Annotated in this window: 19 protein-coding genes and 1 tRNA gene; 13 read left to right on the top strand and 7 right to left on the bottom strand. The window is 66.7% G+C overall.

Features of this window, described 5'->3' with window-relative positions:
• Window positions 1-22: 22 nt before the first annotated feature.
• The 3 genes from AC1Q7H_RS00745 to AC1Q7H_RS00735 all read left to right on the top strand — a co-directional run bounded on the left by AC1Q7H_RS00745 (window position 23) and on the right by AC1Q7H_RS00735 (window position 3,397).
• Complete coding sequence (locus AC1Q7H_RS00745) at window positions 23-1,348, top strand: NAD(P)/FAD-dependent oxidoreductase (protein WP_211980030.1); 1,326 nt, start codon at window positions 23-25, stop codon at window positions 1,346-1,348.
• A 158-nt stretch (window positions 1,349-1,506) separates the two neighbouring features.
• Window positions 1,507-2,385: a dienelactone hydrolase family protein gene (locus tag AC1Q7H_RS00740; RefSeq protein ID WP_211980029.1), complete on the top strand. Its 879-nt coding sequence runs from the start codon at window positions 1,507-1,509 to the stop codon at window positions 2,383-2,385.
• 121 nt (window positions 2,386-2,506) lie between these two features.
• Window positions 2,507-3,397, top strand: a complete 891-nt coding sequence (locus tag AC1Q7H_RS00735; RefSeq protein WP_011615804.1) for a ZIP family metal transporter — start codon at window positions 2,507-2,509, stop codon at window positions 3,395-3,397.
• A 2-nt stretch (window positions 3,398-3,399) separates the two neighbouring features.
• On the opposite strand, the gene AC1Q7H_RS00730 is transcribed toward AC1Q7H_RS00735, so the two are convergent.
• The 3 genes from AC1Q7H_RS00730 to AC1Q7H_RS00720 form a co-directional block, all read right to left on the bottom strand.
• Window positions 3,400-4,257 (bottom strand): sulfurtransferase, encoded by an 858-nt coding sequence (locus AC1Q7H_RS00730; RefSeq protein ID WP_211980027.1) that lies wholly within the window; start codon window positions 4,255-4,257, stop codon window positions 3,400-3,402.
• 41 nt (window positions 4,258-4,298) lie between these two features.
• Complete coding sequence (locus tag AC1Q7H_RS00725; RefSeq protein ID WP_013957535.1) at window positions 4,299-5,222, bottom strand: DMT family transporter; 924 nt, start codon at window positions 5,220-5,222, stop codon at window positions 4,299-4,301.
• A 207-nt stretch (window positions 5,223-5,429) separates the two neighbouring features.
• Complete coding sequence (locus AC1Q7H_RS00720; protein ID WP_013957534.1) at window positions 5,430-6,533, bottom strand: aromatic ring-hydroxylating oxygenase subunit alpha; 1,104 nt, start codon at window positions 6,531-6,533, stop codon at window positions 5,430-5,432.
• Between the two features lie 392 nt (window positions 6,534-6,925).
• On the opposite strand from AC1Q7H_RS00720, the gene AC1Q7H_RS00715 reads away from it, so the two are divergent.
• The 4 genes from AC1Q7H_RS00715 (at window position 6,926) to folE2 (ending at window position 11,084) form a co-directional block, all read left to right on the top strand.
• The gene (locus tag AC1Q7H_RS00715; protein WP_492380829.1) at window positions 6,926-7,240 is read left to right on the top strand and encodes an exodeoxyribonuclease VII small subunit; all 315 of its coding nucleotides are present in this window, start codon (window positions 6,926-6,928) and stop codon (window positions 7,238-7,240) included.
• Window positions 7,237-8,121: a polyprenyl synthetase family protein gene (locus AC1Q7H_RS00710; RefSeq protein ID WP_211980026.1), complete on the top strand. Its 885-nt coding sequence runs from the start codon at window positions 7,237-7,239 to the stop codon at window positions 8,119-8,121. The genes AC1Q7H_RS00715 and AC1Q7H_RS00710 overlap by 4 nt, the downstream gene beginning before the upstream one ends.
• Window positions 8,122-8,146: 25 nt before the next feature.
• A complete protein-coding gene (gene dxs, locus AC1Q7H_RS00705; protein ID WP_211980025.1) occupies window positions 8,147-10,063 on the top strand; it encodes a 1-deoxy-D-xylulose-5-phosphate synthase in 1,917 nt (638 codons plus the stop codon).
• A gap of 217 nt (window positions 10,064-10,280) precedes the next feature.
• A complete protein-coding gene (gene folE2 / locus AC1Q7H_RS00700; protein WP_492380828.1) occupies window positions 10,281-11,084 on the top strand; it encodes a GTP cyclohydrolase FolE2 in 804 nt (267 codons plus the stop codon).
• 64 nt (window positions 11,085-11,148) lie between these two features.
• Here the strand turns inward: folE2 and tsaD are convergent, their stop codons facing one another.
• Window positions 11,149-12,183, bottom strand: coding sequence for a tRNA (adenosine(37)-N6)-threonylcarbamoyltransferase complex transferase subunit TsaD (tsaD, locus tag AC1Q7H_RS00695; RefSeq protein ID WP_013957529.1), 1,035 nt, complete (start codon window positions 12,181-12,183; stop codon window positions 11,149-11,151).
• Window positions 12,184-12,340: 157 nt separating this feature from the next.
• Here tsaD and AC1Q7H_RS00690 point away from each other — a divergent pair, with 157 nt between their 5' ends.
• From AC1Q7H_RS00690 to dnaG, 4 genes are all read left to right on the top strand, one after another.
• Window positions 12,341-13,606 carry a BaiN/RdsA family NAD(P)/FAD-dependent oxidoreductase gene (locus AC1Q7H_RS00690; RefSeq protein WP_013957528.1) on the top strand — a complete coding sequence of 422 codons (1,266 nt, stop codon included), beginning with the start codon at window positions 12,341-12,343 and terminating at the stop codon, window positions 13,604-13,606.
• A gap of 137 nt (window positions 13,607-13,743) precedes the next feature.
• Entirely contained in the window at window positions 13,744-13,956 is a 213-nt protein-coding gene (rpsU, locus tag AC1Q7H_RS00685) for a 30S ribosomal protein S21 (protein ID WP_013957527.1), read from the top strand.
• A 127-nt stretch (window positions 13,957-14,083) separates the two neighbouring features.
• Window positions 14,084-14,533 carry a GatB/YqeY domain-containing protein gene (locus tag AC1Q7H_RS00680; RefSeq protein ID WP_013957526.1) on the top strand — a complete coding sequence of 150 codons (450 nt, stop codon included), beginning with the start codon at window positions 14,084-14,086 and terminating at the stop codon, window positions 14,531-14,533.
• Between the two features lie 201 nt (window positions 14,534-14,734).
• Window positions 14,735-16,546, top strand: a complete 1,812-nt coding sequence (gene dnaG / locus AC1Q7H_RS00675; RefSeq protein WP_211980024.1) for a DNA primase — start codon at window positions 14,735-14,737, stop codon at window positions 16,544-16,546.
• Window positions 16,547-16,641: 95 nt separating this feature from the next.
• Here dnaG and AC1Q7H_RS00670 read toward each other — a convergent pair whose 3' ends face one another.
• Window positions 16,642-17,007, bottom strand: coding sequence for a hypothetical protein (locus AC1Q7H_RS00670; protein ID WP_035815784.1), 366 nt, complete (start codon window positions 17,005-17,007; stop codon window positions 16,642-16,644).
• A gap of 19 nt (window positions 17,008-17,026) precedes the next feature.
• Here AC1Q7H_RS00670 and rpoD point away from each other — a divergent pair, with 19 nt between their 5' ends.
• Both rpoD and AC1Q7H_RS00660 read left to right on the top strand, forming a co-directional pair.
• Complete coding sequence (gene rpoD, locus AC1Q7H_RS00665) at window positions 17,027-19,303, top strand: RNA polymerase sigma factor RpoD (RefSeq protein WP_041228047.1); 2,277 nt, start codon at window positions 17,027-17,029, stop codon at window positions 19,301-19,303.
• A 10-nt stretch (window positions 19,304-19,313) separates the two neighbouring features.
• Window positions 19,314-19,392 (top strand) — tRNA-Ile (locus tag AC1Q7H_RS00660).
• Between the two features lie 60 nt (window positions 19,393-19,452).
• Here AC1Q7H_RS00660 and AC1Q7H_RS00655 read toward each other — a convergent pair.
• Window positions 19,453-21,696 (bottom strand): phosphocholine-specific phospholipase C, encoded by a 2,244-nt coding sequence (locus tag AC1Q7H_RS00655; RefSeq protein ID WP_211980023.1) that lies wholly within the window; start codon window positions 21,694-21,696, stop codon window positions 19,453-19,455.
• Window positions 21,697-21,728: 32 nt separating this feature from the next.
• Entirely contained in the window at window positions 21,729-21,920 is a 192-nt protein-coding gene (locus AC1Q7H_RS00650; RefSeq protein ID WP_153953661.1) for a hypothetical protein, read from the bottom strand.
• Between the last annotated feature and the right edge of the window lie 40 nt (window positions 21,921-21,960).

The following is a 21,960-nucleotide window of genomic DNA, read 5'->3' as shown; positions in this document are numbered from 1 at the left end:
ACAAAAACGCATCAGGTAGACCATGACAGAAACAAGGACGCCCCGCATTGTTGTCGTCGGTGGGGGAGCAGGGGGGCTGGAACTGGTAACGAAGCTGGGCGACAAGCTCGGCCGCGAGGGGAAAGCGCAGGTGGTGCTGGTGGACCGCCTGCCCACCCACATCTGGAAGCCGCTGCTGCATGAAGTGGCAGCCGGCAGCATGGACCCCAACACGCACCAGCTGGAATACGCGGCGCAGGCGCGCTGGCATCACTTCGAGTTCCAGCTGGGCGAGCTGACCGGCATCGACCGCACCCGCAAGACCATCTCGGTGTCGGCCAGCTTCGACGAGGACGGCGCCGAACTGCTGCCGGCGCGCGAGCTGCCTTATGACACGCTGGTGCTGGCGATCGGCTGCGTCACGCATTTCTTCGGCGTGCCCGGCGCGGCCGAGAATGCCATCGCACTGGACGTCGTGGCGCAGGCCGAGCGCTTCCGCAAGCGGCTGATCGCGGCCTGCGTGCGGGCCCAGAACGGGCGCGGGCGCGTGGGCGAGGACGGCCGGCCGCGCGTGGACGTGGCCATCATCGGCGCGGGCGCCACCGGCGTGGAGCTGTCGGCCGAGCTGCGCAACACCGCGCACGTGCTCAGCGCCTACGGCCTGCACCAGCTTGACCCGCGCCGCGATGTGCATATCCACGTGATCGAGGCCGGCCCGCGCATCCTGCCGGCGCTGTCCGAGCGGGTCTCGGTCGAGACCGCCAAGCTGCTGAAGAAGCTCGACGTCGATGTCCTGACCAGCGAGCGCGTGACCGAGGTCACGCCGCAGGCGGTGCTGACCGCCAGCGGCAAGCATATCGATGCCGACCTGACGGTGTGGGCGGCGGGCATCACCGCGCCGCCGGTGCTGGCCGCGCTGGGACTGCCGGTCAGCCGCCAGGGCCAGATCGTGGTCGGCCCGACGCTGCAGAGCGAGGGCGACCCGGACATCTTCGCCTTCGGCGACTGCGCCAGCTGCCCGTGGCCCGAGAAGCAGACCGCGGTGCCGCCGCGCGCACAGGCCGCGCACCAGCAGGCCACCTTCCTCTACAACGCGCTGCGTGCCCGGCTGGACGGGCGCCCGCTGCCATCGTTCGCCTTCCAGGACCTCGGCTCGCTGGTGTCGCTGGGGCATTTCAGCGCGGTGGGCAGCCTGATGGGCGGGCTGATCGGCGGCTCGATGTTCATCGAAGGGCTGATGGCGCGCGTCATGTACACGTCGCTCTACCGGATGCATGTGATGGCGCTGCACGGCGCCGTGGGCATGGCACTGGATACCATCTCGCACTGGCTGCGCCGCAAGACCAGCCCGCGCGTCAAGCTGCACTGACGCGCGCCCGGGCGGGGCTTTCCGCGCTACACCATGCCGCGCGGGCGGCTGGCGTGCGGGGGTGGCTGCAAAGCCGCCCCATGTTTTCTCCATGTCTGCTTAAAATCTGGCGCTGGCGCCGCATCCCGGCCCAGCCACCAACGATCCTGGAGACACGCATGCTCAAACCGGAAGTGGATAGCCTCGTCCCCGGCCAGACGTTCGACCGCCGCGGGTTTGTCAAGATGGCGCTGGGTTCCGCCTTTGCGGCGGCCGCGCTGCCGGTGATGGCCCAGCAGGCCATCAAGACCGACTTTGCCGGCCTGAGCGCCGGCGAGGTCACCATCCCCTCAGGCGGCTTCAGCATGCCGGCCTACCGCGCCCAGCCCGAAGGCAAGAAGAACCTGCCGGTGGTGCTGGTGGTCAGCGAGATCTTCGGCGTGCACGAGCATATCGCCGACGTGTGCCGGCGCTTTGCCAAGCTGGGCTACCTGGCGATCGGGCCGGAACTGTTCGCGCGCCAGGGCGATCCGCAGAGCTTCGGCACCATCCAGGAGTTGCAGCGCGAGGTGATCGCCAAGGTGCCTGATGCGCAGGTGATGGGCGACCTGGACGCCGCGGTGGCCTGGGCCGGTGCCAACGGCGGCGATGTGTCGCGCCTCGCCATCACCGGCTTCTGCTGGGGCGGGCGCATGACCTGGCTCTATGCCGCGCACAGCAAGCGCCTGAAGGCCGGCGTGGCCTGGTATGGCCAGCTGGCGCCCGAGCCGACCCCGCTCAAGCCGAAGAATCCCATTGACCTGGTCGGCCAGCTCCATGCCCCGGTACTCGGCCTGTATGGCGGCAAGGACACCGGCATCCCTCTGGAGCAAGTGGAGAGGATGAAGTCCGCGCTGGCGGCGTCGTCCGACCCGGACGCCAAGGCCTCGCGCTTTATCGTGTACCCCGAATCCGGCCATGCCTTCCATGCCGACTACCGGCCCAGCTACCGTGAAGCCGACGCCAGGGATGGCTGGCAGAAGTGCCTGGACTGGTTCAGGCAGCACGGCGTGGCCTGAGCCGGCCGTCCGGGCGCCGCGAGGCGCCTCTCGCCCGACAGCAGGATTGCAAAGTCCCGGCGGATACGTACAATGCGGCCTTTGAGTTATTGCAACATTGTTGCGTTAGCCGCCCGGCGCGATGCGGGCGGAACGGCGGGGCCGCCCGGTACCGCCACCCCGGGAGCCCATCATCCATTCGACGCTTTTGTATATCCTGCTCGCCGCCACGATCTCGGGGGTGGGCAGCATTTTCGGGGCGGCGCTGCTGTCGCTGACCGTGGCGTCCCGCGTGGTCGAGCGCATGGTGAGCTTTTCGGTGGGCGTGCTGCTGGCCACCGCGCTGCTGCATTCGCTGCCCGAGGCATTCGAGTCCGGCGCCGACCCGCGCGCGCTGTTCGGCACGCTGCTGGCGGGGCTGCTGGGTTTCTTCCTGCTGGAAAAGATCTCGCTGCTGCGCCACTCGCACCACCACGAGGGCGACGGGCACCACCACCATCACGGCCATGACCGCGAGGAAGCGGGCCGCAGCGGCCTGACCATCCTGGTCGGCGACACCTTCCACAATTTTGCCGACGGCATCGTGATCGCGGCGGCCTTCCTGGCCGATCCGCATATCGGCGTGGTCACCGCGCTGGCGATCGCGGCGCACGAGATCCCGCAGGAAGTGGGCGACTTCATCGTGCTGCTCAACGCCGGTTTCTCCAAGGCGCGTGCCTTCGCCTTCAACCTGCTGTCGAGCCTGGCGGCCATCGCCGGCGGTGTGGTCGGGTATTTCCTGCTCGACCAGCTGAGCGGCTGGATCCCGTACGTGCTGGTGATTGCCGCCAGCAGCTTCCTCTATATCGCGGTCAGCGACCTGATGCCCCAGATGCAGCGCAAGCCGCGCTGGCGCGAGTCGGCGATCCAGGTGGTGCTGGTGGCTGCGGGCATCTCGGCGATCGTCTTCATCACCAACGGCGTGCACGAGAGTCACAGCCACGGCGGGCACGGCCATATCGCGCCCGCCGCGCCCATTGCCTCGTCACGCTGATCTCAGGCGGCCCCGGTAGCGACCGGGCGCGCCGGGTCGGCGCACCATTCGCTCCATGATCCCGGATACAGCGCCGCGCCGCCCAGGCCGGCCGCTTCCAGCGCCAGCAGGTTGTGGCAGGCCGTGACGCCCGAGCCGCACTGCATCACTGCCTGCGCCGGGGCGCGCGCGCCCAGCACTGCGCCGAATTCCGCGCGCAGGGTCTCGGCTGGCTTGAAGCGGCCGTCCGTCCCCAGGTTGTCTTTGAAGAAGCGATTGACTGCGCCGGGGATATGGCCGCCAACCGGGTCCAGCGTCTCGTTCTCGCCGCGGAAGCGGTCGGGGGCGCGCGCATCCACCACCAGCAGCGTGGCGCGTTCGAGGTTGTCCACCAGCGCGGCGGCGTCGACGGTCGGCACCAGCGACTTGCGGCGTTGGAACTTGCCGGGGAACTCCGGCTCTTGCGCGGCATCGTGTTCCAGCGGCAGGCCGGCCTTGACCCAGGCGTCCTTGCCGCCGTCGAGCACGGCCACGGCATCGTGGCCGAGCCAGCGCAGCAGCCACCACAGCCGCGCGGCGAACATGCCGCCCTGCGCATCGTAGGCCACTACCGGGGTGTCGTTGTCCACGCCCAGCGCCTGCAGGCGCGCCGCCAGGTCGTCGGCGTCGGGCAGGGGGTGGCGGCCGTTGCTGCCGGTCTTGGGGCCGGACAGCTCGTTGTCCAGGTGCAGGTAGAAGGCGTCGGGCAGGTGGCCGGTACGATAGGCCTCGCGGCCGGCCGCCGGGTCGGCCAGATCGAAGCTGCAGTCGATCACGACGCAGCCGCCGGGCGTGGCCAGCAGCGATTGCAGTGCGGTGACGGAAATCAGCGGTTTCTGCATGGGAATCCTGTTGCGATCGATGGAAATGGGCTTAGGAGATGCTACACCTCGGGATGGACTTCCGCCTCCGGCGACTTGACCGGCGTGGCCGGCGTGGGCTTGGCATCGGTGCCCTGGCGCGCGCGCATCAGCGTGGTGGCGATGCCGCTGGCGATGATCAGCCCCATGCCCAGCCAAGACAGCCAGTTCAGGCGGTCAGACCAGATCAGCATGCCCCACACGCTGGAGAAGACGATGCCGGCGTATTGCAGGTTGGCGGTCAGCAGCGTGTTGCCGCGCTTGTAGGCGCGCGTCATCGCGGTCTGGCCCAGCGTGGCCAGGATGCCGATGGCCAGCAGCAGGCCGGCGCCGTACCAGGTGTGCGGGCTGGTGCCGCCCAGCAGCATCCACGCGAGTCCGGCGATCATCCCGACCAGCGAGAAATAGAACACGATGCGGCCCTCGGGCTCGCCCAGCTGGCCGAGCTGGCGCACCTCGACATAGGCCAGCGCCGTGAACATGCCCGAGATCAGTCCGACCAGGCCGCCGGTCAGCTGGTCCTTGCCGACTGAAGGCTGCAACAGGCAGATCACGCCGGCAAAGGACAGCAGGATCGCCAGCACCAGGCGCCGGTCGGCATTGCCGCCGGTGCCGGCCAGCGCCGCGCCGGCGCCCAGGATCAGCGCGATCCATACCGGCGACATGTAGTTCAGCGTCATCGCGGTGGCCAGCGGCAGCAGCGAGATCGAGGTGAACCACAGCATCAGCGCGGTCACGCCGAACACGCTGCGCTTGATGTGCGACAGCATGTAGGGCGTGCGCACCGGGACCCCGCGCGAGGACAGCAGCACCCACATGATGACCACGCTGATCAGACCGCGGTAGAAGACGATCTCGCCGGTGGTGTAGAGATCGGATGCCAGCTTGACGCCAACCCCCATCAACGAGAAGGCGAAGGCGGCGAACAGCATCCAGAGCGATTGCATGGCGAGGGCGTGGTGAAGCGAAGCGGGAAGGAGAGACATCCGGCGCGCGCGCGGGGCTTCGTGGCTGGCCTCGCGTCGCGAAAGCGGTCTGGCGCGGCGGTATGCGCGGCCGGCACCGGACAATGATTCTAGCAGTGCACTTCGTGTCCCAAAGCAAAACGGACCGCCGTGGCGGTCCGTTCCTGCGTGCGTTGTGCGGTTATCGCACTAGCCAGCGTAAGCCATGGCGCGGCGATACCACTCATGGAAATGCTGCATGCCGTCTTCCATCGGCGACTGGTACGGGCCGACCTCGCTGGTGCCGCGCTTGAGCAGCGCCAGCCGGCCGGCATCCATGCGCTCGGCGATCTCGTCGTCCTCGATGCAGGTTTCCATGTAGGCGGCGCGCTCGGCCTCGACGAACTCGCGCTCGAACAGCGCGATTTCCTCGGGGTAGTAGAACTCCACCACATTGCGCGTCTTGCGTGGGCCGACCGGGTGCAGCGTCGAGATCACCAGCACGTTCGGGTACCACTCCACCATGATGTTGGGGTAGTAGGTCAGCCAGATCGCGCCGTGCTTGGGCAGCACGCCGTCGTTGAAGCGCAGCACCGCGTCGTGCCACTTCTGGTACGTCGGGCTGCCGGGGCGCTTCAGGCCGGCATGCAGGCCCACGGTCTGCACGCTGTGCCACTCGCCGAACTCCCATTTGAGGTCGTCGCACGAGACGAAGCTGCCCAGCCCCGGGTGGAACGGCACGACGTGGTAGTCCTCCAGATAGACCTCGATAAAGGTCTTCCAGTTGTAGTCGCACTCGTGCACCTCGACGTGGTCCAGCATGTAGCCGTCGAAGTTCAGGTCCTGCGCCACGCCCAGCCTGGCCAGGTCGGCGCGCACGTCGCGCTTGCCGTCGAACAGCAGGCCGTTCCAGTTCTGCAGCGGCGAGCGCTTCAGGTGCAGGCAGGGTTGCTTGTCGAAATGCGGCGCGCCGAGCAGCTCGCCCTTCAGGTCGTAGGTCCAGCGGTGCAGGGGGCAGACGATGTTCTGCGCATTGCCGCGGCCGTTGAGCATGATGGCCTGGCGGTGGCGGCAGACGTTGGACATCAGTTCGATGCCCGCGGCGTTGCGTACCAGCATGCGGCCTTCGTCCTCGGCCCTGAGCGTGTGGTAGTCGCCGACTTCCGGAACCATCAGCTCGTGGCCGATATAGCCCGGGCCATTCCTGAACAGCAGTTCGAGTTCTTGTTGATGCAGCGCTTCGTCGAAATAGACGCCGACGGGCAGTTGCGTATCAGCCGGCGCCAGCTTGAGCGCGGTGCTGAGATTGGACATTATCCCCACTCCCAGATGAACAGGTGAAAGCAGTGAACAACCCAACCATCGAAAATTGAATCGATTTGGGAAAGACAGTCGCCAGGTCGGGAGAGACTCCCATGCACCCCTGGCGGCGAACGGGGGATTGTACCCGAGCCAAAAAGTTAAGGGCCTGATTTTTTTGCCTTTTTAGCGAAAAAGTCGACCCGGGTCGTCATCTGGGTGCCGTACCGGGCGCATTCGGAAAGACGACCCGAGCGCACAAGTCACATATGCCCCAAAGGCACTCATCGGAGGTTGCCCCGCGGATCCGCAAGGATGGGGCAAGGGCCGGCTTTGGCGTAAAATCCGGGCTTCCCCATCCGGGTTTCCTTATGATTCGACCGGATTCCATATTTCCAGGGCCAGACATGCCAAAAACGATGACCGCTCCGGTCCAGACCGACGACACCACCGCGGCCCCGGCGCCGCCCGCTTCCTACGAAGCGGCAATGGCCGAGCTCGAGACCCTGGTGGCCAGCATGGAGAGCGGCGAACTGCCGCTCGAGGCATCGCTGGCGGCCTACCGCCGGGGCGCCGAACTGGTGCGCTACTGCCAGCAAAAGCTGGAGCGCGTTGAGCAGCAGGTCAAGGTGCTGGAGGGCGACGTGCTCAAGCCGCTGGCCGGCGAAGGCAGCGGTGCAAACGGTGGCAATGGCGGCGCGTCGGGGGCGGACGACGAATGACCGACTTCGCCCAATGGATGCAGGCGCAGGGCGCCCGGACCGAAGCCGCGCTGCAGGCAGCGTTGCCCGATGGCAACACAGTGCCGCATACGCTGCACGAGGCCATGCGCTATGCTGCACTGAGTGGCGGCAAGCGCGTGCGGCCGCTGCTGGTGCATGCCGCCGGCGAGGTCAGCGGGGCGGCCCCGGCCGCCTGCGACGCGGCGGCCTGCGCGGTGGAGATGATCCACGCCTATTCGCTGGTGCACGACGACATGCCCTGCATGGATGACGACGACCTGCGCCGCGGCCGGCCCACCGTGCACAAGGCCTATGACGAGGCCACCGCCTTGCTGGTTGGCGACGCGCTGCAGACCCAGGCCTTTATCGTGCTGGCCGGTGCCGGGGCGATCGCGCCCGCGGCGCGGCTGCGGCTCGTGGCCGAACTGGCGCTGGCGTCGGGCTCGACCGGCATGGCCGGCGGCCAGGCGATCGACCTGCAGAACGTGGGCCGGGCCATGACGCGCGAGGCGCTCGAGGCCATGCACCGCATGAAAACCGGCGCGCTGTTGCGCGCCAGTGTGCGCATGGGCGCACTATGTGGTGAAATCGATGCCCAGGGACTGGCTGCGCTGGACCGCTATGCGGCGGCAGTGGGATTGGCGTTCCAGGTGGTTGACGATATTCTGGACGTCACTGCCGATACCGCCACGCTGGGCAAGACCGCCGGCAAGGACGCCGCCCATGACAAGCCGACCTATGTATCGCTGATGGGACTTGACCCGGCTCGCGCACTGGCCGGGACGCTGCGCGCAGAGGCACACGAGGCGCTGGCCGGCTTTGGCGAGCGCGCGGACCGCCTGCGGGACCTGGCGGACCTGATCGTGCTGCGCACACATTAAACAGAGAGCCGGCCGAACGGACATCATGACCTACGCACTTCTCAACAAGATTGACGCCCCCGCAGACCTGCGCAAGCTCGACCGGCGCGAGCTCCAGACCCTGGCGGACGAACTGCGCGCCTATGTGCTGGAGTCGGTCTCACAGACCGGCGGCCACCTGTCGTCCAACCTGGGCACGGTAGAGCTGACCATCGCGCTGCACTACGTCTTCAACACCCCGGACGACCGGCTGGTGTGGGACGTGGGCCACCAGAGCTATCCGCACAAGATCCTGACCGGGCGCCGCGAGCGCATGGGCACGCTGCGCCAGTGGGGCGGCATCTCGGGCTTCCCGCGCCGCAGCGAGAGCGAATACGACACCTTCGGCACGGCGCATTCGTCGACCTCGATCTCGGCCGCGCTGGGCATGGCGCTGGGCGCGCGCACGCTGGGCGAGAAGCGCGTCTCGGTGGCGGTGATCGGCGACGGCGCCATGACCGCGGGCATGGCTTTCGAGGCGCTGAACAACGCCGGCGTCTACAAGGACCTGCCGCTGGTGGTGGTGCTCAACGACAACGACATGTCGATCTCGCCGCCGGTGGGCGCGCTCAACCGCCACCTGGCGCGGCTCTTGAGCGGCCAGTTCTACGCGGCCACCAAGAAGGGCATCGAGAAAGTCCTGTCGGTGGCACCACCGGTGCTGGAGTTCGCCAAGCGCTTCGAGGAACATGCCAAGGGCATGATGGTGCCGGCCACGCTGTTCGAGGAATTCGGCTTCAACTACATCGGGCCGATCGACGGCCATGACCTGAACTCGCTGGTGCCGACGCTGCTGAATATCCGCCAGCGCGCGCTCGAGGGTGCCGGCCCGCAGTTCCTGCACGTGGTGACCAAGAAGGGCCAGGGCTACAAGCTGGCCGAGGCCGACCCGATCCTGTACCACGGCCCGGGCAAGTTCAATCCGGCCGAGGGCATCCGCCCCGCGGCCAAGCCGGCGCGCAAGACCTACACGCAGGTGTTCGGCGACTGGCTGTGCGACATGGCCGCGGCCGACAAGCGCCTGGTCGGCATTACCCCGGCGATGCGCGAGGGCTCGGGCATGGTCGAGTTCGAGAAGCGCTTCCCGGACCGCTACTACGACGTGGGCATCGCCGAGCAGCACGCCGTGACCTTTGCCGGTGGCCTGGCCTGCGAAGGCCTGAAGCCGGTGGTGGCGATCTACTCGACCTTCCTGCAGCGCGGCTATGACCAGCTGATCCACGACGTGGCGCTGCAGAACCTGCCGGTGGTGTTCGCGCTGGACCGCGCCGGCCTGGTCGGCGCCGACGGCGCCACGCACGCGGGCGCCTACGATATCGCCTACCTGCGCTGCATCCCCAACATGATGGTGATGACGCCGTCCGACGAGAACGAGTGCCGTCAGCTGCTGAGCACGGCATTCCACCAGACCTGCCCGAGCGCCGTGCGCTATCCGCGCGGCTCCGGCCCGGGCGCCGCCATTGCCGCCGAGCTCACCACCGTGCCGGTCGGCAAGGGCGTGATGCGCCGCGAGGGCGGTGCGCGCGCGGGGCATCGCGTGGGCTTCCTGGCGTTCGGCTCGATGGTGCACCCGGCCCTGGGTGCCGCCGAGGCACTGGACGCCGCGGTCGCCGACATGCGCTTCGTCAAGCCGCTCGACGTGGAACTGGTCAAGCGCCTGGCCGCGGAGAACGACTACCTTGTGACGGTGGAAGAGGGCAGCGTGATGGGCGGCGCCGGTAGCGCCGTGCTCGAAGCGCTGGCCGAGGCCGGCATCGACAAGCCGGTGCTGACGTTGGGCCTGCCCGACCGCTTCGTCGACCACGGCGACCCGGCCTACCTGCTGCAGCAATGCGGCCTGGACGCGGCCGGCATCGAGCGCTCGGTGCGCGAGCGCTTCGGGCTGGACCAGCCCAAGGTCACGGTCGCCTCGCGCGTGGCCTGATCACCTGCTGTCCCGAAGGGGATTCGGCCCTCGCACCACGAGTGCGTCCGAATTCCCTTAAACTCCCCTTTTTTGTGTTCGCAGCTGCGGGCCGGCGTGCCATTTGCCGGATCCCGTGGTTTCACACTCGTTGCGCGGCATGGATGGACTGCGAAAATGCCGCGACCGTAAGGGCTCGTGCCGCCCCACTTGGGCGCGACCCTGGAGGAAACCGTAGATGAATGACATCAACCCCGCCTTCATCATGCCCGACGTCCAGTCGAGCCCCGACACCCGCCAGATCCCCATCCAGCGTGTCGGCGTCAAGGGCGTGCGTTACCCCGTGACCCTGAAGACCCCGACCGGCATCGTGCCGACCGTGGGCACCTTCAATCTCGACGTGCACCTGCCGGCGGACCAGAAGGGCACGCATATGTCGCGCTTCGTCGCGCTGCTGGAAGAAGAGCGCACACCGCTGGAGCTGGCCAGCTTCCGGCTGATGCTGGACAAGATGCTGGAGAAGCTGGAGGCCGAGGCTGGCCGCATCGAGGTCACCTTCCCGTACTTCATCAGCAAGATCGCGCCGGTGTCGGGCGTGGAGTCGCTGCTGGACTACGAGGTCACGCTGACCGGCGAAGTGCGCAACGGCGCCACGCGCGTGTTCCTGAAGGCGCTGGTGCCGGTGACCAGCCTGTGCCCGTGCTCGAAGAAGATCTCGCAGTACGGCGCGCACAACCAGCGTTCGCATATCACCATGGACGTGGAGCTGGCCGGCGAGCTGCCGGTGGAAGCGCTGGTCCGCATGGCCGAGGAAGAGGCCTCGTGCGAGCTGTGGGGCCTGCTCAAGCGCCCCGACGAGAAGTTCGTCACCGAGCGCGCCTATGAAAATCCCAAGTTCGTCGAGGACCTGGTGCGCGATATCGCCATGCGGCTGAATGCGGATGACCGCATCGTGGCGTATGTGCTGGAGGCGGAGAACTTTGAGTCGATCCACAACCACAGCGCGTATGCCGTGATCGAGCGGGACAAGCGCGTCGACTGACCGCGTTGTCGCTGCAATGGAAAGAGCCACCGCATGCGGTGGCTCTTTTTTTTTTTGGTCCGGTTCAGGCCGCCGAAGGCAGGCGGATATCCGCCAGGTCCCAGCGCGGCGTCACGCCGTAGCCATACTCGTGCCGCGCCAGTTCGGGCGCGGCCTGCAGCCGCATCGCGCCGGCAAACGCGATCATCGCGCCGTTGTCGGTGCAGAACGCCAGGTCCGGGTAATACACGTCGATCTTGCGCTGCTTGCCCATCTGGTCCAGCCGCTCGCGCAACTGCCGGTTGGCACCCACGCCTCCCGCCACCACCAGCCGCTTGTGCCCGGTCTGCTTGAGCGCCGCCATCGACTTGGCGGCCAGCACGTCGACAATGGCATCGACAAAGGCGCGCGCCAGGTTGGCGCGGTCCTGTTCGCAGGTGTTGGCGAGCTTGCGGGTTTGCGTCAGCACCGCGGTCTTCAGCCCGGCGAAGGAGAAATCCAGGTTGCCCGAATGCAGCATCGGCCGCGGCAGCGCAAAGGCGCCGGGGATGCCGAATTCGGCCAGCCGCGACACTTCCGGGCCGCCCGGATAGCCCAGCCCCAGCAGCTTGGCGGTCTTGTCGAAGGCTTCGCCGGCGGCGTCGTCCAGGGTTTCGCCCAACAGCGTGTAGTCGCCGATGCCGCGCACTTCCATCAGTTGCGTATGCCCGCCCGACACCAGCAGCGCCACGAACGGGAAGGGCGGCGGCTCGCGCGTCAGCAGCGGCGACAGCAGGTGGCCTTCCAGGTGATGCACGCCCACCATCGGCACGTTCAGCGCGAAGCCCAGGGCATTGGCCACCGAGGCGCCCACCAGCAGTGCGCCGGCCAGGCCGGGGCCCTGGGTGAAGGCGATGGCGTCGATGTCCTGGCGGGTGCGGCCGGCATCGGCCAGCACCTGCTCCAGCAGCGGCAGCACGCGGCGGATATGGTCGCGCGACGCCAGTTCCGGCACCACGCCGCCGTAGTCGCGGTGCATGGCGATCTGCGAGTGCAGCGCATGCGCGAGCAGGCCGGTCCCGGTGTCATAGAGGGCGAGGCCGGTTTCGTCGCAGGAGGATTCGATGCCGAGGACAAGCATGGGAAGCGCATAGGGCCGTCTCCGGTCAGGGAAACGGCTGTCGAAACAACAGGTTGCAGGAAGCGCGCAGGGTAGCACAGCGGCGCGCGGCGTGCTTTTCGCTACAATCTGCCCTTTCTCTGGCGGTGGCAATACACATGGATGCGCGAGGCGTGCGATGAGCGGGGCAACATCGGCCCGGACGGGCCGGTATGACGTGGCCGTGCTGGGTGCGGGCGCGGCCGGCATGATGTGTGCCGCCGTGGCCGGCCAGAACGGCGCGCGCGTGGTGCTGATCGACCATGCCACCAAGCTGGCCGAGAAGATCCGCATTTCGGGCGGCGGGCGCTGCAATTTCACCAACCTGCAGGCCGGGCCCGCCAACTACCTGTCGTCCAATCCGCACTTCTGCCGCTCTGCGCTGGCGCGCTACACGCCGCAGGATTTCCTTGGCCTGATGCGCCGCTACGGCATCGACTGGCACGAGAAGCATCGCGGCCAGCTGTTCTGCAACGACAGCGCCGAAGACGTGATCGCCATGCTGCGCGCCGAATGCGACACCGGCCATGTGCGCTGGCAGACCGGCTGCACCGTGGCCGAGATCCGGCGCGAGGGCGACGATTTCCTGTTGCTCACCGCCACCGGCACGGTGCGGGCCGGGGCGCTGGTGGTGGCCACCGGCGGGCTGTCGATCCCCAAGATCGGCGCCACCGACTTTGGCTACCGCATCGCGCGGCAGTTCGGGCTGGGCATCGTCGAAACCCGGCCGGCGCTGGTACCGCTGACCTTCGATGGCAAGGACTGGGCGCCGTTCGCGCCGCTGGCCGGCGTGTCGCTGGAAGTGGATGTCGCCACCGGCAACGGCAAGGCGGCCGGGGCCTTCCGCGAAGACCTGCTGTGGACGCACCGCGGCCTGTCCGGCCCCGCCGTGCTGCAGATCTCCAGCTACTGGCGCCCCGGCACGCCGATCGCCATCGACCTGTTTGATGGCGAGGATGCCGCCGCCTGGCTGCTGGAGCAGAAGGCCGGCAGCCGCAAGCACCTGGGCAACCTGCTGGCGCAACGGCTGCCGGCGCGGCTGGCCGATGCCTGGTGCGCGGCCTCGGGCGTGGATGCAGCCATGCCGCTGCATGATGTGACCGACAAGGCCCTGCGCAAGCTGGGCGCGACGCTCAACGGCTGGCGCATCGTGCCGTCTGGCACCGAGGGCTACCGCAAGGCCGAGGTCACGCTGGGCGGGGTCGACACGCGGGCGCTGTCATCCACCACCATGATGGCCCGCGAGGTGCCGGGCCTGTATTTCATCGGCGAGGTGGTGGACGTGACCGGCTGGCTGGGTGGCTACAACTTCCAGTGGGCCTGGGCCTCCGCAGTGGCGGCGGGGCAGGCCGCGGCAGAGGCATCGCGCACTGCTTCGGCAGGGCAATCGGTAGCCCAAGGATAGTCTGGTGATAGCTGGAAGGGTAGTAAGCGGCACTCGCTAAGTGTCCGCTGCACGCCACTTCCCCGTTGGATTGTTGATGCTACAATCCAGAACTTCGTAGAGCCGCTTATCCCGAAAATTCTTTATTTTCTGGCCAAATGACCACGATCCATCTCAAGGAAAACGAGCCTTTTGAAGTTGCCATGCGCCGTTTCAAGCGCACCATAGAGAAGAACGGGCTGCTCCCGGAACTGCGGGCGCGCGAGTTTTACGAAAAGCCCACCGCCGCGCGCAAGCGCAAGAAGGCAGCCGCGGAAAAGCGCCATTACAAGCGCATCCGCAGCCAGATGCTGCCGAAGAAGCTGTACTGACCCGGCGCTCCCGCTTGCATCCGACCCGCTGTGGCATACGCTTCGGCGGGTTTTTGCGTTCTGGGCCTTGCAGCGGGCGGTCGCCGCCGCCACCTGTGAGTGCCCACCCACTTTCTGGAAGATCACGATGTCCCTCAAAGCCCGTATCAGCGAAGACATGAAGGCCGCCATGCGCGCCCGCGAAACGGAGCGCCTCGGCACCATCCGCCTGTTGCTGGCCGCCATCAAGCAGCGCGAAGTCGATGAGCGCGTGGAGCTGGACGATACCGCCGTGCTGGCCGTGGTCGAGAAACTGATCAAGCAGCGCAAGGATTCGATCTCGCAGTTCCAGCAAGCGGGCCGCAATGACCTGGCAGACAAGGAGTCGGCGGAAGTCGAGGTGCTGAAGGCCTACATGCCCGCCGCGCTGTCGGACGAGGAGGTCGCCGCCGAAGTCCAGCAGGCCGTTGCCGCCACTGGCGCCGCCGGTCCGCAGGACATGGGCAAGGTCATGGGCGTGCTCAAGGGCAAGCTGGCTGGCCGTGCCGACATGACCGCCGTATCGGCCCTGGTCAAGGCTGCACTCGCAGCAAAGTAAATACTGATTTAATCGGTTGCGAGCAGGATAAGCACCGGATCCGCGTGGTTCGGTGCAGTTGCACGGAGATGTCACGCAGTCCGGGCGGCCTTATCACGCTGCACTACAATATTCCGATAGCAGCCGGGCGCCGCACCGGTCACGCATTCCTAAAAGATGCCGCCCGCCGCGGGACGGCCATGCCTCAGGACGGTCAGTCGGGTGATTCCGCAATCCTTTATTCAGGACCTGCTCAACCGTGTCGACATTGTCGATGTGGTGGGCAAGTATGTGCAGCTGAAGAAGGGCGGCGCCAACTTCATGGGGCTGTGCCCCTTCCATAACGAGAAATCACCGTCATTCACGGTGTCGCCGACTAAGCAGTTCTACCACTGCTTCGGATGTGGCGCCCACGGCTCGGCCATCGGCTTTCTGATGGAATTTTCCGGCCAGTCCTATCCGGAAGCGGTGCGCGAACTGGCCCAGTCGGTTGGCATGAGCGTGCCGGAAGAGCGCGACCGGCTGCCGCCCGGGCAGCGCGCGGAACAGCAGGCCCGTTCGGTGGCGCTGTCCGACGCAATGACCCGCGCCACCGATTTCTACCGCCGCCAGCTGCGCGGCGCGCCGCAGGCGATCCAGTACCTGAAGGGCCGCGGCCTCACCGGCGAGATCGCCGCGAACTTCGGCCTGGGCTATGCGCCGGATGACTGGCAGGGCCTTGAGGCCGTGTTCGGCAGCTATCGTGATGACAACGTGTCGGCGCCGCTGGTCGAGTGCGGCCTGCTGATCGAAAGCGAGAAGCGCGATGCGGACGGCAAGCCGCGCCGCTACGACCGCTTCCGCGACCGCATCATGTTCCCTATCCGCAACACCAAAGGGGCCGTGATCGGCTTCGGCGGCCGCGTGATGGGGCAGGGCGAGCCCAAGTACCTGAACTCGCCCGAGACCCCGCTGTTCAGCAAGGGCACGGAGTTGTACGGGTTGTTCGAGGCCCGTCACGCGATCCGGGAAACTGGCTACGTGCTGGTGGTCGAAGGTTATATGGACGTCGTGGCGCTGGCCCAGCTCGGTTTTGCCAATGCCGTTGCCACCCTGGGCACGGCGTGCACCCCTGTGCATGTGCAGAAGCTGCTGCGCCAGACCGACGCCGTGGTGTTTTCGTTCGACGGCGACTCTGCCGGGCGCCGCGCGGCCCGGCGCGCGCTGGAGGCCTGCTTGCCGCACGTGGCGGACAACAAGACCATCCGCTTCCTGTTCCTGCCGTCCGAGCACGATCCGGACAGCTATGTGCGCGAAGAGGGCACCGAGGCCTTTGCCAACCAGGTGCGCAATGCCATGCCGCTGTCGCGCTTCCTGCTGCAGTCGGTCACCGAGGAGCTGGACCTGCGCCAGCCGGAGGGCCGCGCCCGGGCCCAGTACGAGGCCAAGCCGCTGCTGCAGGCCATGCCCGCCGGCGGCCTGAGGCTACAGATTGTGCGCGAACTTGCCGATGCCACGGGGACGACACCCGCGGAGATCGAAGCCATCTGCGGCCTGCGCAGCGACCCGGCCCGCGTCGGCCGCTTCGCCCAGCCGCGCCCGCGCACCCGCCGCCAGGCCCCGACCGGGCTGGAACAGCGGGTGATCCAGCTGCTGATGTGCTATCCGGCGCTGTCGGCAAGGCTTGACGAGGATGCGCGCGCGCTGCTGCTGGGCGGCGAGAGCAGCGACAGTGAAGTGCTGGCGCACCTAGTGGAGGCGTGCGACAGCGTGCAGGGCGAGGTCAATTTTGCGGCCTTCAGCGAGCACCTGGCCCAGTCGCCCTATGCCGAGGTGTATGCCGTGGCACGTACCGCGGTGCTGCGAGAAGAGATCGAAGAAGCACCCGCAATACAGGATTTCGATGCGGCCATTACCAAGCTGCTGGCCGAGCCGCTGCGGCGCGAACTCGACGGCCTGCAGGCGGAGGTGGTGGCGGGCACGGCCGATGAAGCGGCCAAGCAGCGCATGCGCTGGCTGGTGGGGGAAATCCACCGGCGGCGCCAACTTGGCTGAGGTGCCTGCGGGTGCCCTGGTCATCAACCAGGAGACAGCAGCAAGCGTTGGATAAGGGACTGGGCCCGGCCCTGCCGAGCTTAAGCCTTGATTTTTCAGGTGAAAACCTCACCTGACAGGGAGCCGGCTATGCGTGGCGTGCTACAATAGCCGGTTTGGATTGCGAAATCTTTCTCTCCAGTTCTGGTGAAAGTGAGCGTGCCAATGGCAAAGGCCAAAGCAACCGAAAGGGTTACCTCTAAAGCTCCCCAATCAGGGAGCGGCAAGGCGTCTGTGAAAACAACGGCGGCGAAGACATCGACCGCGTCAGTCAAGACACCAGCCCGGTCTGCGCCATCAAAGTCCGTGCGTAGCGCGCAAGCGCCCGCCGTGACGACTCCCACCAGGACTCGCACATCCGAAAAGACAAAGGCCTCGACTTCGGCACGCGAGAGCGGCAAGAGCGCCAGTACGAGCGGCAAGGTCGCCGCATCTGCACCAGTGAAAGGTAAGAGTATCACCGTGGCGAAACAGCAGAATACCGAAGTCGAGAGCAAGCGAGCGGCAGCCGCCGGCGTCAAGAGTGGGGAAGCCAAGGCCGGCACCACCACTACGGCAACCAAGGCGCGTGCCGCGACACCTGCATCCGTTGCATCCGAGCGTCCCGCTGCGCCGGCAATCAAGCCGGAGCCGAAAAAGCGTGGCCGCAAGCCCAAGGCCGAGATGCAGCACGACGACAGCACAACAGACGACGTGACTGAAGAGTTTTACGAGAACGATGCGCGCCCGGCGGCAACCCCAGCCGCGGCGCCGAAGACCGAAAAGCAGAAGGCCAAGGACCGCAAGGCCAAGGAAAAGGCCCTGCTCAAGGAGTTCGCCTCGACGCAGCAGGGCACCGAGGAAGAGCTTGAACTGCGCCGTCAGAAGCTCAAGGCGCTGATCAAGCTGGGCAAGTCGCGCGGCTACCTGACCTACGCGGAAATCAACGATCACCTGCCGGACGACATGGTCGATTCGGAAACGATCGACACGCTGGTCGCCACGCTGAACGACATCGGCATCGCTGTCTACGAACAGGCGCCGGATGCCGAGACGCTGCTGCTCAACGACAATGCCCCGTCCGCCACCAGCGAGGAAGAAGCCGAGGAAGAGGCCGAAGCGGCCCTGTCCACGGTGGACTCCGAGTTCGGCCGCACCACCGACCCGGTGCGCATGTACATGCGCGAAATGGGCACGGTCGAGTTGCTCACGCGTGAAGGCGAAATCGAGATCGCCAAGCGCATCGAGGCCGGCCTGAAGGACATGGTGATGGCGATTTCGGCTTGCCCGGTCACCATCTCCGAGATCCTGGCCCATGCCGAGCGCGTGGCCAACGACGAGATCAAGATCGACGAATTCGTCGACGGCCTGATCGACCCGAACGCCGAGGAAGTGGCCGAGTCTCCGGCCGCCGCCGCTGCGCCTGCCGCTGAAGAGGACCTCGAGTCCGACGACGAGGAAGACGCCGACGAGGATGAGGACGATGAAGGCGGCGCCGGTGCCGGTGCCTCCGCGCGCCAGCTGGAAGAGCTGAAGCAGAACGCGCTGGAGAAATTCCGCGTGATCGCCGAGCAGTTCGACAAGATGCGCCGCGCGTTCGAGAAGGAAGGCTACAACTCCAAGCCCTACGTCAAGGCGCAGGAAGCCATCCAGGCCGAGCTGATGGGGATCCGCTTCACCGCCCGCAATGTCGAGCGCCTGTGCGACACGCTGCGCGGCCAGGTGGACGAAGTGCGCAAGCTCGAGCGTGCCATCCTGAACACCATCGTGGACAAGTGCGGCATGCCGCGCGCGGAGTTCGTCGCCCGCTTCCCGGGCAACGAGACCAACCTCGAGTGGGTCCACACCATCGTCGCCGACGGCAAGCCCTACAGCACCATCGTCGAGCGCAATGTGCCGGCCGTGCATGAGCTGCAGCAGAAGCTGATCGACCTGCAGTCGCGCGTGGTGCTGCCGCTGAAGGAACTGAAGGGCGTCAACCGCAAGATGGCCGAAGGCGAGCGTCGTGCCCGCGAAGCCAAGCGCGAGATGACCGAGGCCAACCTGCGCCTGGTGATCTCGATCGCCAAGAAGTACACCAACCGCGGCCTGCAGTTCCTCGACCTGATCCAGGAAGGCAACATCGGCCTGATGAAGGCGGTGGACAAGTTCGAATACCGCCGCGGCTACAAGTTCTCGACCTACGCCACGTGGTGGATCCGCCAGGCCATCACGCGCTCGATCGCCGACCAGGCACGCACCATCCGCATCCCGGTGCACATGATCGAGACGATCAACAAGATGAACCGCATCTCGCGCCAGATCCTGCAGGAAACCGGCAATGAGCCGGATCCGGCAACGCTGGCCGAGAAGATGGAGATGCCGGAAGACAAGATCCGCAAGATCATGAAGATCGCCAAAGAGCCGATCTCCATGGAAACGCCGATCGGTGACGACGACGACTCCCATCTGGGCGACTTCATCGAGGACACCAACACGCTGGCCCCGGCCGAAGCGGCGCTGCACGGTTCCATGCGCGACGTCGTCAAGGACGTGCTGGACTCGCTCACGCCGCGCGAAGCCAAGGTGCTGCGCATGCGCTTCGGCATCGAAATGAGCACCGACCACACGCTGGAGGAGGTCGGCAAGCAGTTCGACGTCACGCGTGAACGGATCCGCCAGATCGAGGCCAAGGCACTGCGCAAGCTGCGCCACCCGAGCCGCTCGGACAAGCTGAAGAGCTTCCTGGAAGGCAACTAAACGCTTCCAAGGGCCTCTAGCTCATGCCTGGTTAGAGCAGCGGACTCATAATCCGTTGGTGCCGTGTTCGACTCACGGGAGGCCCACCAATGTGAAAAGGGACTGCAGGTTGATACCTGCAGTCCCTTTTTTTTACCTCGAACTACCGCTCAATCCTGCGTCACCAACCCCATCGCCGGATCGCTCACCGTATGCCTGCCGGTCTCCACCCGTCCCGCAAAGCGTCGATAGAAGGCCGGGTCGCTGTCGCACGTCACCGCAAAGTCATACCACTGACCGCTTTCCTCCAGCGACCAATACACGGATTTGTCGCCGTTGGCGCCGACGGTGACCGGCCACGGGCCATCGGTTCGGTACGCGAGCGCCTGGATGTTGAAGTGGCAGGCCCTGCGGCCGGCGTTGATCAGGTCGACGTAGACATCGCCATTGGCAATGTCGTAGCAGACGCGGATCTCCGGTGCGATGCCGGTATCGCCGATGCGGTTGGTATCGCCGCGGAAATGGCGGTGAAAGCCGTTGGGGCCCAGCACCCACAGGTCGTATTGCCCGGCGTTGTCCTGGAACACGTTCCAGGTATCGGTCAGGGACTTGCCGGCTTCCACGACATAACGGCGCGGAATGCGTCCCAGCTGGTAGCGGTCGTAGACGTGGAACACCGCCGCTTGCGTGCCGGTGTTGGCGAACACCAGTTCGACCTGCCCCACGGCGCTGCAGCGCGCGCTGGTGTGCAGCTCATACGGCAGCGCGCGTGACGGGCGCGTGCCGGTGGCCTGCAGCGGCAATTGCATGTCGACCGGCAGCGGTACCGCGGGCAGGGCCTGCTGGGCCTTGCGCAGCTGGTCGGCGTCGCTGCGCGTGGTGCGGCCGCCCAGCGTGGGCAGGGCTTCCGAGTTGGGCGTCTTGAAGTTGAATGCGCTGGTCAGGTCGCCGCAGACGGCGCGGCGGAACGGGCTGATGTTGGGTTCGGTCACGCCGAACCGCGCTTCCAGGAAGCGCAGCACGGAGGTGTGGTCGAACACCTGGGAATTGACCCAGCCGCCGCGGCTCCACGGCGAGATCGCGTAAAGCGGCACGCGCGGCCCTGGCCCGTACACGCGGCCGTCCGCAGCGGGCTGGGTCCTGCTGCCCGGCGGCGCCGGATGGTTGAAGTATTCGGCCTGCATCTCGGCATCGCTCAGCGTCGCCTTGCCGGCCAGCGTCCTGTCGGGGTTCACCGAAGGCGCGGAGGGGGAGGGGACGTGGTCGAAGTAGCCGTCGTTCTCGTCGAAGTTGACCAGCAGCACGGTCTTGCTCCAGACTTCGGGCACGGCGGTCAGCGCGTCCAGCACTTCCTGCAGGAACCACGCGCCCTGGACCGGGCTGGACGGGCCGGGATGCTCGCAGTAGATCGACGGCGCGTTGATCCAGGAAACCTGCGGCAGCCTGCCTTCCTTGATGTCGCGGCGAAAGGCGTCGAGGTATTCCTCGGGCTTGGTGCCGGGCAGGGTGTTGGCCACGCCCTTGTACAGCGGGTTGGCGGCGTTGTCGGTGGCCGCATCGTAGGCGTGGTACGGCAGCGGCTGGCCGGTGTTGGCATAGGGCGCGCCCGGCGCGCCGCCGCTGGATACCGGAAAGCCCGACGCCAGGTTGGCCTTGCGGAACTGCTGGAACGCGCCCAGCATGTTGTCGCCCCATTCGTCCGGCATGTTCTGGTAGCAGATCCAGCTGATGCCGGCCGCTTCCAGCCGCTCGGCGTAGGTCGTCCAGGTATAGCCGGTGTTGGCCGAGGCGGGCAGGCCGTCGATCGCATCCCACTCATTGTTGACGAAGGCGACGTTGGCGGCGGTCGGGCCGTTGGTGCCGGTCAGGTGGAACGAACGGTTCGCGTCCGTGCCCGTATGCATCGAGCAATGGTATGCGTCGCACAGCGTAAAGGCATTGGCCAGCGCGAACTGGAACGGGACCTCTTTCTCCTTGAAGTAGCCCATCGACGTATTGGTCTTGTACGTCGGCCAGTTGGCCATGCGGCCGTGGTCCCAGGCCTGCTGGCTGTCCACCCAGGCATGCGGCGTGCCGGCCGCGCGCTGCGCGTTGTTGTTGGTGCCATCCAGGTGATACGGGGTCAGCACGGCGCCGTTGGAGCGCTGTTGCTGCCATACCTTGCGCGCATTGGGCAGCGGGATGGTGAAGCGGTCGCCGAACCCGCGCACGCCCTTGAGCGTGCCGAAGTAGTGGTCGAAGGAACGGTTCTCCTGCATCAGGATCACCACATGCTCGACATCCTTGATGGTGCCGGTGGCATTGTTGGCCGGGATGGCCAGGGCCTTGCGGATGCTGGGCGGGAACGCGGCCAGCGCGGCGGCGGCGAAGCCGGTGCCGGCTGCGGCTTGCAGGAAGTTGCGGCGAGAGACCATGGTCTTGTCGGATTGCGTCGGGACTTGCGTTGTCAGGGGGCGCAGCGGATCACCGGGTCGGGCCGCTTGTCTGGCTTCTTGCCGGGCTGTTCCGGTTGTGCGTTCGGCGTGGCCGTCGCAGTCGGCGACAGGTTGCCGCCGCCGTCATCGCCACCACATGCGGTGAGCAATGCCGCCGCGATCAGGGTCGCGGCCAGGGTTCTTGGGAGCTTGCAGGGGAGCATCGGGTTCGCCTGGCTGGGTGGGTGTGGCGGCTGCTGGGAG

It is taken from the genome of Cupriavidus sp. GW823-FHT06D04 (assembly GCF_058795055.1).
Note: the sequence above shows the minus strand (reverse complement) of the source record. Positions and strands in the feature narration are given on the sequence as shown.

Coding starts and splice junctions, on each gene's coding strand:
- AC1Q7H_RS00745 (WP_211980030.1), top strand. CDS start 23: ATGACAGAAACAAGGACGCCCCGCATTGTTGTCGTCGGTGGGGGAGCA.
- AC1Q7H_RS00740 (WP_211980029.1), top strand. CDS start 1,507: ATGCTCAAACCGGAAGTGGATAGCCTCGTCCCCGGCCAGACGTTCGAC.
- AC1Q7H_RS00735 (WP_011615804.1), top strand. CDS start 2,507: ATGCGGGCGGAACGGCGGGGCCGCCCGGTACCGCCACCCCGGGAGCCC.
- AC1Q7H_RS00730 (WP_211980027.1), bottom strand. CDS start 4,257: ATGCAGAAACCGCTGATTTCCGTCACCGCACTGCAATCGCTGCTGGCC.
- AC1Q7H_RS00725 (WP_013957535.1), bottom strand. CDS start 5,222: ATGCAATCGCTCTGGATGCTGTTCGCCGCCTTCGCCTTCTCGTTGATG.
- AC1Q7H_RS00720 (WP_013957534.1), bottom strand. CDS start 6,533: ATGTCCAATCTCAGCACCGCGCTCAAGCTGGCGCCGGCTGATACGCAA.
- AC1Q7H_RS00715 (WP_492380829.1), top strand. CDS start 6,926: ATGCCAAAAACGATGACCGCTCCGGTCCAGACCGACGACACCACCGCG.
- AC1Q7H_RS00710 (WP_211980026.1), top strand. CDS start 7,237: ATGACCGACTTCGCCCAATGGATGCAGGCGCAGGGCGCCCGGACCGAA.
- dxs (WP_211980025.1), top strand. CDS start 8,147: ATGACCTACGCACTTCTCAACAAGATTGACGCCCCCGCAGACCTGCGC.
- folE2 (WP_492380828.1), top strand. CDS start 10,281: ATGAATGACATCAACCCCGCCTTCATCATGCCCGACGTCCAGTCGAGC.
- tsaD (WP_013957529.1), bottom strand. CDS start 12,183: ATGCTTGTCCTCGGCATCGAATCCTCCTGCGACGAAACCGGCCTCGCC.
- AC1Q7H_RS00690 (WP_013957528.1), top strand. CDS start 12,341: ATGAGCGGGGCAACATCGGCCCGGACGGGCCGGTATGACGTGGCCGTG.
- rpsU (WP_013957527.1), top strand. CDS start 13,744: ATGACCACGATCCATCTCAAGGAAAACGAGCCTTTTGAAGTTGCCATG.
- AC1Q7H_RS00680 (WP_013957526.1), top strand. CDS start 14,084: ATGTCCCTCAAAGCCCGTATCAGCGAAGACATGAAGGCCGCCATGCGC.
- AC1Q7H_RS00655 (WP_211980023.1), bottom strand. CDS start 21,696: ATGGTCTCTCGCCGCAACTTCCTGCAAGCCGCAGCCGGCACCGGCTTC.
- AC1Q7H_RS00650 (WP_153953661.1), bottom strand. CDS start 21,920: ATGCTCCCCTGCAAGCTCCCAAGAACCCTGGCCGCGACCCTGATCGCG.